Origin of the sequence: Microbacterium sp. UFMG61, assembly GCF_015354505.1 — a bacterium.
Lineage (GTDB): Bacteria > Actinomycetota > Actinomycetes > Actinomycetales > Microbacteriaceae > Microbacterium.
The window spans coordinates 210394-225568 of sequence record NZ_JACAFP010000003.1; the positions used below are offsets into that span (position 1 = coordinate 210394).

16 protein-coding genes are annotated in these 15175 nt (G+C 71.3%); 6 read left to right on the forward strand and 10 right to left on the reverse strand.

Features of this window, described 5'->3' with window-relative positions; translation table 11 throughout:
* Positions 1-28: 28 nt before the first annotated feature.
* From IXW21_RS04745 to IXW21_RS04755, 3 genes are read right to left on the reverse strand one after another with little or no spacing between them, the layout of a single operon-like run.
* Positions 29-352, reverse strand: coding sequence for a protealysin inhibitor emfourin (locus IXW21_RS04745; protein ID WP_194763109.1), 324 nt, complete (start codon positions 350-352; stop codon positions 29-31).
* On the reverse strand, positions 327-1391 hold the full coding sequence (locus tag IXW21_RS04750; protein ID WP_194763110.1) for a M4 family metallopeptidase: 1065 nt from the start codon (positions 1389-1391) through the stop codon (positions 327-329). The genes IXW21_RS04745 and IXW21_RS04750 overlap by 26 nt, the downstream gene beginning before the upstream one ends.
* 60 nt (positions 1392-1451) lie before the next feature.
* Positions 1452-1925 (reverse strand): hypothetical protein, encoded by a 474-nt coding sequence (locus tag IXW21_RS04755; RefSeq protein ID WP_194763111.1) that lies wholly within the window; start codon positions 1923-1925, stop codon positions 1452-1454.
* A gap of 100 nt (positions 1926-2025) precedes the next feature.
* On the opposite strand from IXW21_RS04755, the gene IXW21_RS04760 reads away from it, so the two are divergent.
* Positions 2026-3543 (forward strand): SDR family NAD(P)-dependent oxidoreductase, encoded by a 1518-nt coding sequence (locus IXW21_RS04760; protein WP_194763112.1) that lies wholly within the window; start codon positions 2026-2028, stop codon positions 3541-3543.
* 385 nt (positions 3544-3928) lie between these two features.
* On the opposite strand, the gene IXW21_RS04765 is transcribed toward IXW21_RS04760, so the two are convergent.
* The gene (locus tag IXW21_RS04765) at positions 3929-4267 is read right to left on the reverse strand and encodes a winged helix-turn-helix transcriptional regulator (protein WP_194763113.1); all 339 of its coding nucleotides are present in this window, start codon (positions 4265-4267) and stop codon (positions 3929-3931) included.
* Positions 4268-4358: 91 nt separating this feature from the next.
* Here IXW21_RS04765 and IXW21_RS04770 point away from each other — a divergent pair, with 91 nt between their 5' ends.
* Positions 4359-5015, forward strand: coding sequence for an FMN-dependent NADH-azoreductase (locus IXW21_RS04770; protein ID WP_194763114.1), 657 nt, complete (start codon positions 4359-4361; stop codon positions 5013-5015).
* A 175-nt stretch (positions 5016-5190) separates the two neighbouring features.
* On the opposite strand, the gene IXW21_RS04775 is transcribed toward IXW21_RS04770, so the two are convergent.
* Both IXW21_RS04775 and IXW21_RS04780 read right to left on the reverse strand, forming a co-directional pair.
* Positions 5191-6273, reverse strand: a complete 1083-nt coding sequence (locus IXW21_RS04775) for a sensor histidine kinase (RefSeq protein WP_194763214.1) — start codon at positions 6271-6273, stop codon at positions 5191-5193.
* 28 nt (positions 6274-6301) lie between these two features.
* Positions 6302-7051, reverse strand: a complete 750-nt coding sequence (locus IXW21_RS04780; protein WP_194763115.1) for a response regulator transcription factor — start codon at positions 7049-7051, stop codon at positions 6302-6304.
* 102 nt (positions 7052-7153) lie between these two features.
* Here IXW21_RS04780 and IXW21_RS04785 point away from each other — a divergent pair, with 102 nt between their 5' ends.
* Entirely contained in the window at positions 7154-7756 is a 603-nt protein-coding gene (locus tag IXW21_RS04785; protein ID WP_228528170.1) for a M15 family metallopeptidase, read from the forward strand.
* Between the two features lie 54 nt (positions 7757-7810).
* Here the strand turns inward: IXW21_RS04785 and IXW21_RS04790 are convergent, their stop codons facing one another.
* From IXW21_RS04790 to IXW21_RS04805, 4 genes are read right to left on the reverse strand one after another with little or no spacing between them, the layout of a single operon-like run.
* Positions 7811-8635 carry a glycosyltransferase family 2 protein gene (locus IXW21_RS04790; protein ID WP_194763116.1) on the reverse strand — a complete coding sequence of 275 codons (825 nt, stop codon included), beginning with the start codon at positions 8633-8635 and terminating at the stop codon, positions 7811-7813.
* A complete protein-coding gene (locus IXW21_RS04795; RefSeq protein ID WP_194763117.1) occupies positions 8632-9645 on the reverse strand; it encodes a hypothetical protein in 1014 nt (337 codons plus the stop codon). The genes IXW21_RS04790 and IXW21_RS04795 overlap by 4 nt, the downstream gene beginning before the upstream one ends.
* Positions 9642-10790, reverse strand: coding sequence for a glycosyltransferase (locus IXW21_RS04800; RefSeq protein ID WP_194763118.1), 1149 nt, complete (start codon positions 10788-10790; stop codon positions 9642-9644). Before IXW21_RS04800 ends, IXW21_RS04795 begins: the two co-directional genes overlap by 4 nt.
* Positions 10787-12013, reverse strand: coding sequence for a glycosyltransferase (locus IXW21_RS04805; RefSeq protein ID WP_323742168.1), 1227 nt, complete (start codon positions 12011-12013; stop codon positions 10787-10789). Before IXW21_RS04805 ends, IXW21_RS04800 begins: the two co-directional genes overlap by 4 nt.
* Here IXW21_RS04805 and IXW21_RS04810 point away from each other — a divergent pair.
* The 3 genes from IXW21_RS04810 to IXW21_RS04820 are packed head-to-tail and all read left to right on the forward strand — an operon-like array spanning position 11982 to position 15174.
* Complete coding sequence (locus IXW21_RS04810; RefSeq protein ID WP_194763120.1) at positions 11982-12911, forward strand: WcbI family polysaccharide biosynthesis putative acetyltransferase; 930 nt, start codon at positions 11982-11984, stop codon at positions 12909-12911. The genes IXW21_RS04805 and IXW21_RS04810 overlap by 32 nt on opposite strands.
* Positions 12908-13879, forward strand: a complete 972-nt coding sequence (locus IXW21_RS04815) for a hypothetical protein (protein WP_194763121.1) — start codon at positions 12908-12910, stop codon at positions 13877-13879. The genes IXW21_RS04810 and IXW21_RS04815 overlap by 4 nt, the downstream gene beginning before the upstream one ends.
* A complete protein-coding gene (locus IXW21_RS04820) occupies positions 13876-15174 on the forward strand; it encodes a glycosyltransferase family 2 protein (protein WP_323742169.1) in 1299 nt (432 codons plus the stop codon). The genes IXW21_RS04815 and IXW21_RS04820 overlap by 4 nt, the downstream gene beginning before the upstream one ends.
* The last annotated feature ends 1 nt before the right edge of the window (position 15175 follow it).

The window sequence follows — 15175 nt, forward strand, 5'->3', positions numbered from 1 at the left end:
TCGCGCCGGCTCGCTCCCAGCGTAGGCGTCAGTCCACCGGTGCGGCAGCCTTCGCGGCTGCGCGCACGGCGTCGACGAGTTCGCGCCACGGGCCGTCGAGCGCCGAGTCGGGCAGTTCGCGTTCGAGCTTCTGCGAGGGCGTGTGCACGCGGATCAGCCAGACGAACCGATCGGCTCCTGTCGACGCGTCGCCGTCGGCATCCCACGGGCAGCTGTCGACCATCGTGAGCCACTCGGGAGCATCCGCCGGGTCGGGTTCGACCCGCCACTGACGACGGACGCCGGCGATGCCGCCCGTGCGCACCACCGCGATGACGACCTGTCGGTCACTCGGTGCGGGGGACTCGCTCATCTTCATAGACTCCCACGGTCGACCACGCGCGTCGAGCGGCTGTCGCAGTGGCGTCGTCGATCGCGGATGCCGCAGCGACCGTCGCATCGGCGAACTCGGTGAAGTTCGCGGTGCTCGAGAGTCCGCCGGTCAGGGCGCGGTACCAGACGGTGCCCGCGGTCTCCCAGGCGTTGCCGCCGAGGTCGATCGCGAAGAGCGCGAAGGCACGGTTGGGGATGCCGGAGTTGATGTGCACGCCGCCGTTGTCTTCTGTCGTGCGCACGAAGTCGCTCATGTGGGCGGGCTGCGGATCCTTGCCGAGCTCGTCGTCGTCGTAGGCCGTGCCCGGCTCGATCATCGACCGCAGGGCCTTGCCCTGCACAGCATCCGTGAAGATCTCCGCGCCGATGAGCCAGGTCGCATCGGCCGCACCCTGCTCGAGCAGGTACTGCTCGGTGAGGGCGCCGAAGACGTCGGCGATCGATTCGTTCAGTGCCCCGGGCTGGCCCTGGTACTCGAGGTTCGCGGTGTACTGCACGACGCCGTGCGCGAGCTCGTGACCGATGACCGTGGTCGACCGGGTGAAGCCGACGAAGACCTCGCCGTCGCCATCGCCGAACACCATGCGCTCGCCGTCCCAGAACGCGTTGTCGTAGTCGACCCCGTAGTGCACGGTCGCATCGAGAGGAGCCCCGGCGCCGTCGAGCGAGTTGCGGCCGAACGCCGTGAGCAGCATCTCGAACGTCGCGCCGAGACCGTCGAACGCCTGGTTCACCGCGTCGTCGGCGACGGGGTCGTCGTCTTCGCCGCGCACGACGGCGCCCGGGAGGGTCTGCGTATTGCCCGCGTCACTGATCGTGCGGTTGGGGGCGTCGGAGAGCTCGGCGACCAGGTCGCCGTTCTCGTCGATCGACAGGTCGAGGCGGGCGCGGAACGGCGGTCTGCCGGCTGTCAGGGTCTGTCGGGCGGCAGCGGCGGCGCCCGGGTACCGGCCTGATTCGGCCAGGCGCGCGAGCAGGTAGGAGGGGACGATTCCGCGGGGTTCGGTGTGGCTGCTCATGGTCAGACCCTACGCTGGGGGTCCGACGTTCGGGCAGATCGGCGGCGCAGTTCGACGCAGTCAGGCTCGGGTGATCTCGACGACAGTCGTGCGCATCACGCCGCCGCCGACCGCGACCTCGAAGCGCACCGGCATACCGGGGTGCGCCAGGGAGAACCAGAAGGACGCCACGGGGCCCCCTGGTTCGTCTGCCGTGTCGTACCGTCGGCAGTCCAGGGTGCCGAAGGGAGTCTCGAGCGTCTCGGTCGACACGCTCGTGCCGTCGGTGGGGAATGCCGCGTGGGCCTGGAGCTCGGCCCAGGTCACGCGGCTCGAGACCACAGCATCCGGGTCGTCTGTCGCCCAGCGTTCGAGCGTCGCACCCTCGGCATCGGTGTCGCGGAACCGGTTCATGCGCTCGCCGACGGTGCCGTCCGGGTGTTCGATGCGCAGGCGGATCGTCGTGCCTGAGCCGGTCTCCTCACGGATCTCGGCGGCGGTGAACGGCGTCGGAAGGATTCCGGGGCCGAGGATGTGCGGATCGTTGGTGTCCATGCACCCATTCTCCGCCGTTCGCCGTTCAGAGCTCAGCCTGGTTCAGAGGCCGCCGAGGCTCCCAGGAAAAGACCGCGCGATCTCGCGTAAAATCGGCCCAATGACCGATGCATCCGACGCCTCTTCCGACCTCGGACCCGGCATCGACCCCGACGACCTCGCCACGACGCTGCGGGTGCTCTCGGAACTGCATCAGATCGACAACGAGCATCCCGACTTCGTCGCCGTGCGTCACGCGACCGCCGCGATGTTCAAGGCCGTCAAGCGGGTGCGCCGCAAGGAGATCCGCGACGCGATCGCCGAGGCCGACAAGGCCGTCGTAGCCCGCACCGCCACGGGCGCTCCCGACCGCATCGACGACGAGACCCGCGGCCACGACCTCGCGACCAGTGTCGTCGACGCCCCGATCGCCGGCGAGCTGCTCAAGCCCCGCAACTGCTACATCTGCAAGCAGCCGTACACGGTGGTCGACGCGTTCTATCACCAGCTCTGCCCGGACTGCGCGCGCTTCAGCCACGGCAAGCGCAACGCCCGCACCGACCTCACCGGCAAGCGCGCACTGCTCACCGGAGGTCGCGCCAAGATCGGCATGCACATCGCACTGCGTCTGCTGCGCGACGGCGCTCACACCACGATCACGACGCGCTTTCCGCGCGATGCCGTGCGCCGGTTCTCGGCCCTGCCCGACTCTTCCGACTGGCTGCACCGACTGCGCGTGGTCGGCATCGACCTGCGTGATCCGGCCCAGGTGATCGGTCTCGCCGATTCCGTCGCGGCGCAGGGCCCCCTCGACATCCTGATCAACAACGCCGCGCAGACCGTGCGCCGCTCGCCCGGCTCCTATTCACTGCTGGCGGATGCCGAGCTGCAGCCGCTTCCCGACGGACCGCTGCCCGAGATGGAGACGTTCGGGCACACCGCCGACCCGCATCCGCAGGCGCTGCAGGCATCCGTCGACGCGCATCCGCTGTTGTCGGTCGCGGCTCTCGGCGGCACCGTCGCCGAGCAAGGCGGCCAGGCGCTGACCGCCGAAGACCTCGCGCGGCTCGCGATGGCCCCCGGTTCGTCGTCGCTCGAGAAGCACGCCGACGGCACCGCGATCGACGCCGGCGGGCTCGTGCCCGACGTCAACCGCACGAACAGCTGGGTGCAGTCGGTCGATCAGGTCGATCCCCTGGAGATGCTCGAGGTGCAGCTCGCGAACACGACCGCGCCGTTCCTGCTGATCAGTCGGCTGCGCGCCTCCATGGCCGCCTCGTCGTCGCGTCGCAAGTACGTGGTCAACGTCTCGGCGATGGAGGGTCAGTTCTCGCGCCGCTACAAGGGACCGGGGCACCCGCACACCAACATGGCGAAGGCCGCGCTGAACATGCTGACGCGCACCAGCGCGGGCGAGATGCTCGAGACCGACGGCATCCTGATGACCGCGGTCGACACCGGCTGGATCACCGACGAACGGCCGCACTACACCAAGGTGCGCCTCGCCGAGGAGGGCTTCCACGCCCCGCTCGACCTCGTCGATGGAGCCGCCCGCGTGTACGACCCGATCGTGCGCGGCGAGGCCGGCGAAGACGTGCAGGGCGTGTTCCTGAAGGACTATGAGCCCAGCCCCTGGTGAGTCCGGTCGGGTGAGGCCTCTCGCGTGAGCATCCGGCTGACGATTCCCCGGGTGGCTGGCTGATGGGGCATTCTGGTCAGCCAGGCGGGATCCGGTCAGCCGTGTGGGCAGGTGGGGGCCCGGGCACGGGTGAGCCCGGCCGCGGGTGGGCCCGGCCACAGGTGGGCCCGGCCACGGGCGAGGGCGGCCACGGGTGGGCCCGGCCGCGGGCGAGGGCGGCCACGGGTGNGCCCGGCCGCGGGTGAGCATCCGGCTGACGATTCCCCGGATGGCTGGCTGAACGGGTCGTTCCAGTCAGCCAGGCGGGGATCCTCCAGCCATGTGGGCTGTGGGCTGTGGGCTGTGGGCTGTGGGCTGTGGGCGCGAGGCGACCACAGAACCGGGATCAGCGCGCGCGGATCTCGAGATTCTCGGACGCCCAGGTGCCGAGCTGGTCGAGGATCGGCAGCAGCCCGCGGCCGCTGTCGGTGAGCGAATACGAGACCGTCACGGGTGGGCCGGCGTCGACGGCGCGCGCCACGAGTCCGGCGTCGGTGAGCTCGGCGAGTCGGTCGGAGAGCACGGTGTCGCTGATTCCGACGACCGCGCGGCGCAGGGCGACGAAGGTCGAGGGTCCGCCACCGAGCGACGAGACGATCATGCCGTTCCAGCGCTTGCCGAGCACGCTGAAGGCGAGTGTGACGGCGGCGTCGCACACATGACGTTCTTCGTCGACCTCGGACATGCCTCCAGTGTACCTGTGCTACGTTAACCCAAGTCGCTAAGAAAAACAGAGCGACTAGGAAAAGCAACGCTCAGAACCGAAAGGTACGGTCATGTCCCTGTTCCGCCTGGATGCCAGCATCCTTCCCGCGTCGTCCGCCAGCCGCTCGCTCGCCGACCTCGTCGAAGCCGAGTGGACCGCATCCCACCCGGACTCGACCGTCACTCGCCGCGATCTCGCCGCAGACCCCGTGCCCGCGACGGCCTGGGCGGATGCCGTCACCGGCGGCTTCGTCGACGAGGCGCAGCGCACCGACGCCCAGCGCGCCGCTCGTGCCCTCGGCACCACCTTCGCCGATGAGCTGATCGGCGCCGACGCGCTGCTGTTCGCCGTGCCGCTCTACAACTACGGAGTCTCGCAGCACTTCAAGACCTGGTTCGACCTGGCCTACACCGACCCGCGCATCGACCCGCAGGGCACGGCGCTGCGCGGCAAGCCGGCCACGCTCGTCACCGTGCTCGGCGGCAACTACGCTCCCGGAACGCCCAAGGAGGGCTGGGACCACTCCACCGCATGGCTGCGCCGGGTGCTCGAAGACGTCTGGGGCCTCGACCTGCGCATCGTCGAGCGTCCGTTCACCCTCGTGGGCGTGAACCCCGCACTCGACGCCTTCGCCGACACCGCCCGCGAGCTCAGGGAGAACGCCGAGCAGTCGGCGCGCGCCTACGGTCGCGAGCTTGCCGCACTGCGGGGCGACCGGGTCGCCTGACCCCGCGGAGGGCTCCCGCGCGTCGCGGCGTGCCCGCGCTGAGTCGGCACTTGTTGTCGCAATGCGGTCGGGGGAGCGGCAACAGGTGCCAACTCAGCCAGCACGAGCACGAGCACGAGCACCAGCACGAGCACGCATCCGTGATCTGAGCTGCACCTGCACATGCGGGTGCAGCTCAGCACCCGGGGCGATAGGGCGGATGCGGCAGCCACACCGTCACGTTCAGCCCGCCGCCCTCGCGCGCGGTGAGCACCAGAGAGCCGTCGTGCGCCAGGGCGATGCGCTGCACGATCGCCAGGCCCAGGCCGACCCCCACGTGATCGTCGCCGCGCGTACGCTCGGCGCCGCGCTGGAACGGCTCTGCGAGCACGCCGACCCGGTCGGGCGGCAGCACGCTCCCGGTGTTCTCGACGACGAGTGCGACGGCCTCGGGCCGCACATGGCTGCGCACGATCACGGAGCCGCCCTCGGGGTCGTTGTGCACGATCGCGTTGTGCACGAGGTTCGTGATCAGCTGCTGCAGAAGCGCCGACGACCCGAACACCACGGCCGCGCTTCCACCGACGTCGATCGTGACGCCCCGACGCTCGGCCAGGGGCAGCAGCGTCTCTGCGGACTCCTCTGCCAGGAGCGAGAGGTCGACCGGCGACTTCGTGAAGGCCCGGCGGTCGGCGCGACTGAGCATGAGCAGCGCCTCGGTCAGCTCGATCGCCCGCGCGTTGACCTCGTGCAGCCGGCCGATCAGCGCGTCGACGTCGCGATCGGGGTCGGTGCGGGCGACGTCGAGCATCGCCTGCGAGATCGCGAGGGGGGTGCGCAGCTCGTGCGAGGCGTTGGCGGCGAACCGTTGCTGCTCGGCGATGTGCGCCTCGAGCTGTTCGAGCATCGAGTCGAACACGTCGGCCAGATCGCGAAACTCATCGCGCGGACCCGTGAGGGACACGCGGTGCGACAGCGATCCCCGAGCCGCGAGCTGCGCGGCGCGGCCGATGCGGTCGAGCGGGGCCAGCATCCGTCCGGCGATGATCCATCCGCCGGCCAGCCCGAGCGCGAGCAGCACGATCATCGCCACGACCGCGGCCGGGATGAACGCGCGGATGAGGTCAGACCGATTCGGCACGAACAGGCCGCTCTCGGTGTGGATCTGCACATCGGGCACGTAGCGCAGCAGATAGAGGGCGACCGCGACGAGCAGCCCGACGCCGGTCACGACGACCACGGCCGCGTAGCTCAGCGTGAGCTTCCACCGTGCGCTCATGCCGCGTCGCCGGGGTTCGCGTATCGGGTCAGCCATCCGCATCCGCTCCGCCATCCGCATCGGCATCGGCATCCGCTCCGGCATCGGCATCCGCTCCGGCATGCGCATCGGCATCCGCATCCGCGCCGATCCGGTACCCGACACCGGGCACCGTGAGGATCAGCCACGGCTCGCCGAGCCGCTTGCGCAGCGACGAGACCGTGATGCGCACGGCGTTCGTGAACGGATCGGCGTTCTCGTCCCACGCGCGCTCGAGCAGCTGCTCGGCGCTCACGACACCGCCGTCCGCATCGACCAGCACCTCGAGCACCGCGAACTGCTTGCGGGTGAGTGCGACGTACCGGCCGTCACGGTAGACCTCGCGGCGGAACGGATCGAGCCGCAGCCCCGCCACCTCGAGCACCGGCGGGCGGGCGCGCTGTCGTCGGCGGTCGAGCGCTCGCAGGCGCAGCACCAGCTCTCGCAGCTCGAACGGCTTGGTGAGGTAGTCGTCGGCGCCGAGCTCGAACCCGCTCGCCTTGTCGTCGAGTCGATCGGCAGCCGTGAGCATGAGGATCGGGATGCCGCTGCCCGACGCCACGATCGAGCGCGCCACGTCATCGCCGGAGGGGCCGGGGATGTCGCGGTCGAGCACGGCCAGATCGTAGGAGTTGATGCTGAGCAGCTCGAGCGCCGTGTCGCCGTCGCCCGCGATGTCGGCCGCGATCGCCTCGAGCCGCAGTCCGTCTCGCACGGCCTCGGCGAGATACGGCTCGTCCTCGACGATCAGCACGCGCACGGCAGGACTCCCATGTGCTCAGAGCTTACGCAGGGGCGCATATCGGGAGCATATGCAAAAGCACATACGCCGTCGCAACAGGCGCCCTCCTTGACTGAGGACATGAACTCACGCACTGCCTTCACCCGCCCCGGCGTCGTCGCGGCCGTCGCCGTCCTGATGCTCATGGGGCTCATCGTCGCATCGCTCGTGCTGCTCGGGCAGCAGGCGGATGCTGCGGCCTCGCCGCCCGTGACGCGCGAAGCGCTCGGCGAGGGCGACGGGATCATCCGCGCGGAAGGCGCCGTGTCGGTGCACGACGACGTGCCCGCCGTCTCGAACCTCGACTCCGATCTGCTGGCGGCCGTGCGCGCGGCCGCCGACGCTGCCGCGGACGACGGCGTGCCGATGCACGTCAACAGCGGGTGGCGATCGGTGTCGTACCAGCAGGTTCTGCAGCAGGAGGCGGTGGAGCAGTACGGCTCTGCCGAGGAGGCCGCGCGCTGGGTCGCGACTCCGGAGAACTCCGAGCACGTCTCCGGCGATGCCGTCGACCTCGGGCCGCTGACCGCGCAGGACTGGCTCGCGCAGCGCGGCGCCGAGTTCGGGCTCTGCCAGATCTACGCCAACGAGCGCTGGCACTTCGAGCTGCGGCCGGGGGCGGTCGCGAACGGGTGTCCGGTCATGTACGACAACCCCACGACCGATCCGCGCACCCAGCGCTGACGACGGGCAGGTCCATGCGACCAGGTCGATCTCGGTCGCACGCAGATCCTGTCGTCAGTACGACGTGCGGCGGTATCCGCTCCCATGGGGCTCGACGGCGCCCGCGGCGACGAACTCGTCGATCCAGCCACCCATCGGCCACTCGCCCCAGCGCTCCGCGAACAGCGCACCGTTCCGGAGGATGTCGTCGAGGTGCCGCCACGGGGGAGAACCCGCGGGATGCCACTGGTGATAGGCATGCGCCCCGCCGACCCACTGCAGCGGGATGCCGAGCGCTCGCGCTCGACGCCCGAGGTCCGTGTCCTCCGCGCCGTACCCCTCGTAGCGCTCGTCGAACCCTCCCAGGCGTTTCCACGTGGTGGGTGTCACGGCGAAGGACAGCGACCAGAACAGGTCGTAGTCTGCGGGGCCGGCGGACTCGACGACGCCGGTCGCGGGGTTCGGACGCACCGGATGCGGATTCGTGGCGGCGCCGAGCTCGTCGGGGGACGACGGTCGTTGCACGCTCCTGAGGTAGGTGACCGGTCCGCAGAGCAGGCCGTCGGGGTGCGACAGCGATGCGGCGGCGTACCGGTCGAGGAGTTCGGGCCCGGGAAGGCAGTCGACATCGAGGAACACCAGGAGGTCTGCGCCGCGGGCGAGTGCGACTTCGGCGGCGGCGTTGCGCGCACCTCCGACCCGCATGCCCGCGCGCCCCGGAGGCACGTGCACGTGCAGGGCGCCGTCGAACGCGGGCGGCGCTGACTCGTCGAGCCAGGCCTCGATCCGCACGATCTCGTGTCTGCGCGTCGAAACCTCGCGGAGGAAGCGGCGCTGGCGGTGCAGATGGGCGAGCCTGTTCTCGGACGCGGCTGTGATCACGGCGATGCGGTCGGTCACGACGCGACCTCTCGGATCGCTCCGGCAGCCCGCGCGGCGGCGCCGGCGACACCCCACCCGGTCCAATCGGGTGTCGAGTCCGCGGCCCGCTCGACGAGTCCGACGACCTGCGACGGCGTCGACTCGGCAGGGCCCGTCCACGCGTAGCCGCCGGACTGCAGCACGTGCGCGGTGTGCTCCTGCTCGCCGAACGGTCGGTCCTGTGAGAGCACGACGGCGCGGGCTCCGACGGCCGCGAGGTCGGCCACGCCGTTCTGGCCGGCGGCGCTGACCACCACCGTCGCTCGACAGAGCATCGGCCAGACGTCGTCGACCCGGTCGTCTGCCCGCGCGCCCGCGGTCTCGACCACCCAGCCCTGCGCCGTCAGCAGGTCGACCGTCTCTGCGAGCTGCGGCGGATCGAGCGTGCGGCTGAGGAAGAGCACCCGTCGCACGTCGTGATCGTGTCCTCGGTCGCGATCCCGTCCGTCGTACCGCGAGATCGCTCCGACGTGACGCACGCGATCGAGGTGGCCCTGCAGAACCTCGACGTGGATCGTTCCGGGCGCCCACGGCGCCACGATCCGATCTGCGACGTCGTAGCCGAGCAGATGCGGGGAGTCGATGCGGTCGCCGGGTTGCGCGAACACCACCGTCGGCACGCCCATCAGGCGCACGAACGCGGTGACCTCGACGCTGACATCGATGACGAACGCCGACACGGGGGTGCGGGCGATCCAGTCCGCGATGATCGCGAGGCGCTCCTGGTGACCGGGGTGTCCGATGGGCGCCCAGTGCAGCGCGCCGCCGGCCGTGACGTCGCCGAGTTCATGGGCCTCGCGGCGCACACCGTCGGATCCGACCACGGGATCGGCGTCCGCAGGCAGACGGACCCAGGTCGTGCGGTCGTCGAGGTCCTCCGGCGCGGGGAGGCTCGAGAAGACTGTGACCTCCTCGTCGAGATGACGGCGTATCGCCTGCATCCGTGTCACATGTCCCCATCCGTGATGGTGCACGTACCAGCCGATCATGCGCCGACCGCTTCGACGGCTCTGGTCTCGTCCGACATCAGGACGGGACTCTGGGCTGCGACGGCGAGCACGCGTTCGACCTCGCGGTGGCGGCGGGAGAGCGAGTGGCGGGCAGCGGCCGCCGCGCGCACCCGATCGCGGAGCACGCTCGACGCCGAGTCTCGCGCGAGCGCGCGCGCCGCCTGCGAGAGGGCGACGACGTCTCCGGCGGGGACGACCGAGCATCCGGGCAGCCCGGCGAGGACTTCACGTGCGCCTCCCGCGTCGAAGGCGACAACGGGCGTGCCGGTCATCAGCGTCTCCGCGAGCACCAGTCCGAAGGGCTCCGACCAGACGGGCGTGACCAGCGCGACCGCGGACGCGCCGACGAGGGCGCACAGCTCGGGCTGGCGCAGCGGACCGACGTAGTCGATCCCGTCGCCGAGGAGCGGCTCGACTTCGCGCGCGAAGTACTCACGATCGCCGATGCGACCCGCGATCCGCAGCCGTGCTCCCGCCAGACGGGCGGCCCTGATCGCGAGGTGCGGCGCCTTCTCGGGCACGATGCGCCCGAACCACACCCAGTCGTCGCCGCCCTGACCTCGCTGCCACTGCGCGCTGTCGACGCCGTTCGGGAAGACGAAGGCGTCGACGCCCTCTGCCGACCAGGCGCGAGCCGTGTACTGGCTCACCGCGAGGAAGCGGTGCGGAGCCGACGCCGGCAGCGAGCGCGCCGCCTGCACCATGTCGGGGAGGGGCGGCGTGTGCAGGGTCGTCAGGACGGGCACACCGGCATCCCTGCTCCACAGGATCGGATCTCCGTGGAGGCTGTGATTGTCGACCACGTCGACGCGGTCGAGCGGATCGCTGATCCGCTCGCGGACGCGGGCGAAGGCATCCGACATCCGACGGCGATGGCCGGCGGGGTTCTCGGTGTCCGACGCGTCGCGGTCATGATGCCAGCGGGGGCTGGGCAGGTGCAGATCGGTGGACGAGCTGAGGAAGTCCGACCCCTCGGCCGCGCACAGGTCGACGTGATGCCCGCGACGCCGCAGCCACCGCACGCGGTTCCAGACGACGGCCTCGAGGCCGCCGGCGTGCGGCTGACGGAGAGGATGCCGCTCGGGTGCGACCACCAGCACGCGCAGACGCCTGCCGGCGCTCATGCCGAGACCTCGGCGATCGCGTCGGAGTAGAGGTCGGCGTGCGCGTCGCGGACCGCACGTCTCTCCTCGAGCCGTTGCGTCCGGCGCGCCAGGAGGTGGTCGTGCTCGAGCGCGGGAGATGTGCGCCGCGCATTCCCCGACCACGCGATCGCATCGGCCAGCGTGCGCGGGTCGTGGAGGTCGACGACGCGGAACTCGGAAGGATGCTGCGATCGGATGTGTCCCACGTCGGTGCCGGCCACGCGCACCCCCAGGTCGTAGCTGAGCTCCACCCATCCCGAATGGGTCCCGTGACGGTAGGGCAGAACGAACAGGTCCAGTCCGCCCAGCCAGGCCTCGACCTCCGCGTCGTCGAGGTACGGGGTGCGGCGCACGCGCACGTCGCTTCGGCCCTCGGCGGCCGCGACCACGCGCTCGGCGGCGCGCTCGTCGCGCACACGCTCGTTCAGGAACACCTCGACCTCGGCATGGCGGCCCGACTCCGTGAGCAGCCGCACCGCATCCCGAGCCGCGATGACCGCGTTCTCGGCATCGATGTTCGGCCGTAGATCACGCAGATGGATGCCGACGCGCACGACGTCGTCGCGCGAGCGCCCGCTCTCTCGGGGAGCAGCCTCTCCGAGCAGCGTCGGATGGGGGAGCACCAGGCTCGGGCGGCCCCATCGACGCTCGATCTCGGTCGCGGCGGATGCCGTCAGCGTCACGAGCCGATCGGCAGCCGGGACGATGACGTCGAGGAGCGTCCGATACGGCTCCTGGTCGACGATCTGCGGATTGTCGAGATCGTGCACCGTGAACACCACGGGCCTGTCGGCCCGTCGGGCCGCATCGAGGCCCGCTCGGAGCTCCTCGGGCGAGAACGACTCCAGGCCGAAGTGCACGTGCAGCAGGTCGTAGTCAGCCGCGTGGGCGCTGAGCCACGGCGCGGTCATGGCCACCGGAGGCCACCACTGCCCGGACGGGGCGCCGGGCACCGGAGGGTCGGGCAGCAGTGCGACCCGGTGCGGGTCGGTGATCGCGTGGACGTAGGGGTGGGAGGAGGGGACGGAGGCGACCCTTGTGGGCGCGGCGGCTGTGTCGATGAGAGTCTTCCTTGCAGGACTGAGCGCTCCGTATTCACGAATCGCACGGACGGAGGCGCAGAAATGCAACGGGGTTAAGCGGGAAAGGGCGCAGGTATACCGTCGAAGCATGACCCCCCTTCCCCCTGACGTCACGACCATTGCGCCTTCCGGGTCGGCGGTGCTAGGACGGCGGCTGCACTATGGAGAGTTCTACGGTCTCGCCCCTCTGCCCGAGAGTTTCGGCGTGGTGCTCGGCAACTGCCAGGCCGAATCGCTGCGGCTCGTCATGGACGCCCCGGAGCGACGATTCATCCGCGTCCCTCCGGTGCACGAGATGACCGCGGAGGACGCTCGTCTCCTCCACGATCTGGTGCCGCGAGCGCACACGGTCGTCACGCAGCCTGTGCGCGACGACTACCACGACCTGCCGCTCGGCTCGCGGCAGGTCGCTGCGGCGACCTCTGCACGAGTGCTCACCGTTCCGCCCGTGCGGTTCGCGGGGCTGCATCCGTTCCAGGCGGCGATCCGCGTTCCCGGGGTCGAGGAGGATCCGCCCGTCGTGGCGTATCACGACGTCCGCACCCTCGCGGCGGCGGCCGGCATCGCGGTGGCGGCGTCGATCTCCCCCGGCGCCGTGCGGGGCATCGGCCACTCCTCGATCCAGGTTCTGCGCGCACGCGAGGCCAGCGCCGACATCCGGGTCTCCGATCTCTTCGACGACGTCACCTCCGACCATGCGCGCACGGTGAACCACCCGGGCAACGCGGTCTGGCTTCCGCTCGGCGCGCGCGTGCTCGATGCACTGGGCGACGCGGACGGACCCGTCGACCCGGGGCATCCGCTGCTCGCTGCCGTCCGCGCGCCGCTGCGTGCCGAGGTCGTCGAGGCGTGGGACCTGCCCGACGAGCCGCGGGACGGATGGATCGTCGAGGGCGAGGTCATCGACGATGCGGAGGTGCGCTCCGCCCACGCCGCCTGGTACGCCGCGCATCCCGCGTTCGTCGCCGCCGCGGTCGAGCGCCTCGCTCCGCTGCTCGCCGTCTGGCGCGCCGCATGACCCGTCCGCCGCTGCTCCTCGTCCACCCCGGCGATCACGGCGTCGCCGTGTACGCCCGCGACATGGCGTCGGCGATCGGCGGCCTCGCCGAGGTGCTTACGGTCTCGCCGACAGGGCTCGCCGCGCTGCCGGACGGGACCCCGGTGCACGCCCATTTCACCGACCGACTCTGGGGTGCTTCCCCCGAGGAGGCGTCGCGGGAGTTCGCCGCCCTCGCCACCCGGCTGCGTCTGAGCGTGACCCTGCACGACGTGCCGGGGGAGTCCGACGGCGAGCAGAACCGGCCCCGGCGGCGGGCGGCCTACGCGCTCGTGGCCTCTGCCGCCCACGGAGTGGTCGTGAACAGCGAGCACGAGCTCGCGCTGCTGGGCGAGGAGGACGTGTGGACGGGACCGGTCACCCCCATCCCGCTGCCCGTCGAACTCCGGACACACGCAGAACCGAGGCGCTCGGACGGGTCCGTCGGGGTGCTCGGGTACTTCTACCCGGGCAAGGGGCACGACGAGGCGGCGGATGCGGCCGCCGCGGCCGGGATCAGCAGGCTCACCGTGCTCGGGCGGGCGTCCGACGGCCACGCCGGCGAGCTCGAGACCTTCGTGCGCCGCGCCGCCGGTCTGGGTGTCGAGGTCGACGTCACCGGGTGGCTCGACGACGACGAGATCGCTCGACGCGGACGCGCGGTGTCGGTCCCCGTGATCGCGCACCGACACATCTCGGCATCCGGCTCGCTGGCGTCGTGGATCGGGTGGGGCCGTCGCCCGGTGGCCGTGCGCAACCGCTACATCGACGAGATGGCGACGCTGCGGCCGGGCACGCTGACCGTGGTCGACGAGACCGACCTCGCCGGTGCGCTGCGCGAGGCGGCGGCGCACCCCGGCTCGACCTGGCACGGCCTCGAGCGGCTGCCGCACTCGCGCGCCGACGCCGCGCGCGCCTACCTGCGCCTGTGGGAAGAGCTTCACCCGTGACCGAACCGTGGGTCGTCGGCAACGGATGGGACGCGGTGGACGACGTCGTTCCCGACCCCCTGCCTCGTGTCTCGGTGATCGTCGCGCATTACGACCAGCCCGCCGAGCTCGCCCGCACCCTGCATGCGCTCGCCGCCCAGGACTATCCGCCCGGGCTGCTGGACATCGTGGTGGCCGACGACGGCTCACCCGGCGACGTCGATGTGCCGGCGGGGGTGACGCTCGTGAGGCAGGAGGACCGCGGATTCCGTCTGGCCGCCGCGCGCAATCTCGGCGTCCGCGCGAGCACCGGGGAGGTGCTGTGCTTCCTCGACGCCGACACGTCGCCGGAGCCGGGATACGTGCGCGCGCTCACGCGGCTCCCCGCTCTGCTGCCGGAGGCGGTCGTGGTGGGGCGGCGCCGCCATGCCGACTTCTCCGACGTCGCGCCGGACGTGCCGGTCACCCGGGCCGCCGCCGGTCGCGAGCTGCCGGAACCCGCCTGGCTGACCGAGGAGTACGCGCGGAGCCGCGACCTGCTCGACGCCGACGACCGCTCCTACCGGTTCGTGATCGGAGCGGTCATGGGCTGCTCGCGCCGCCTGTTCGACGAGGTCGGCGGGTTCGACGAGACGTTCACGACATATGGCGGCGAGGACTGGGAGTGGGCGCACCGCATGTGGCAGGCGGGAGCGCTGCTCGCACACGTGCCGGATGCGGTGGCCTGGCACGACGGCCCGGAGTGGGCGGATCGCGACGGCTCGGGGGTGGACCGCGCCAACGCCCAGACCTTGCGGCTGCAGTCGACGATCCCGGTGTCCGGCTCTGCGCCACGGGCGCTGTGGGCGGGGGAACCGGACCTGCTCGTGCGTGTGCGGGGACAGCACTCCGCGGCGGCGCTGTTCATCGCCGCCGACTCGGTGCTCGAGGCCTTTCCGCGAGCGCGGCTGATCCTCGACGACGTGCCGGCCGTGCTCGCGGGCGATCCGCGTGTCTGCGCCGCGGGAGAGGATACCGACGCCCGGGTCGTCTGGGAGATGCACCGTCCCGTCGTCGTGCTCGAGAAGACCTGGATCATCGAGCTCGTCCGGCGTCTCGGCACCGGCGACGTGGGTTCGGTCGAGCTCCTCGCAGAGGACGGATCGTCGATCGGGACGCTGCGTTCCCGCCGCGCCACCCGTCGCGCGGCTCGCTGGCGCGTGGAGCACGGGTTCGAGACCGCACGGATGCCGGCCGACGGCGTGCACGCGCTGCGAGCCGATCCGCGGGTCGAGGCCTGGGTCGGCGGATGGGGCGGCGTCGAGTCGTTCTGCTGAA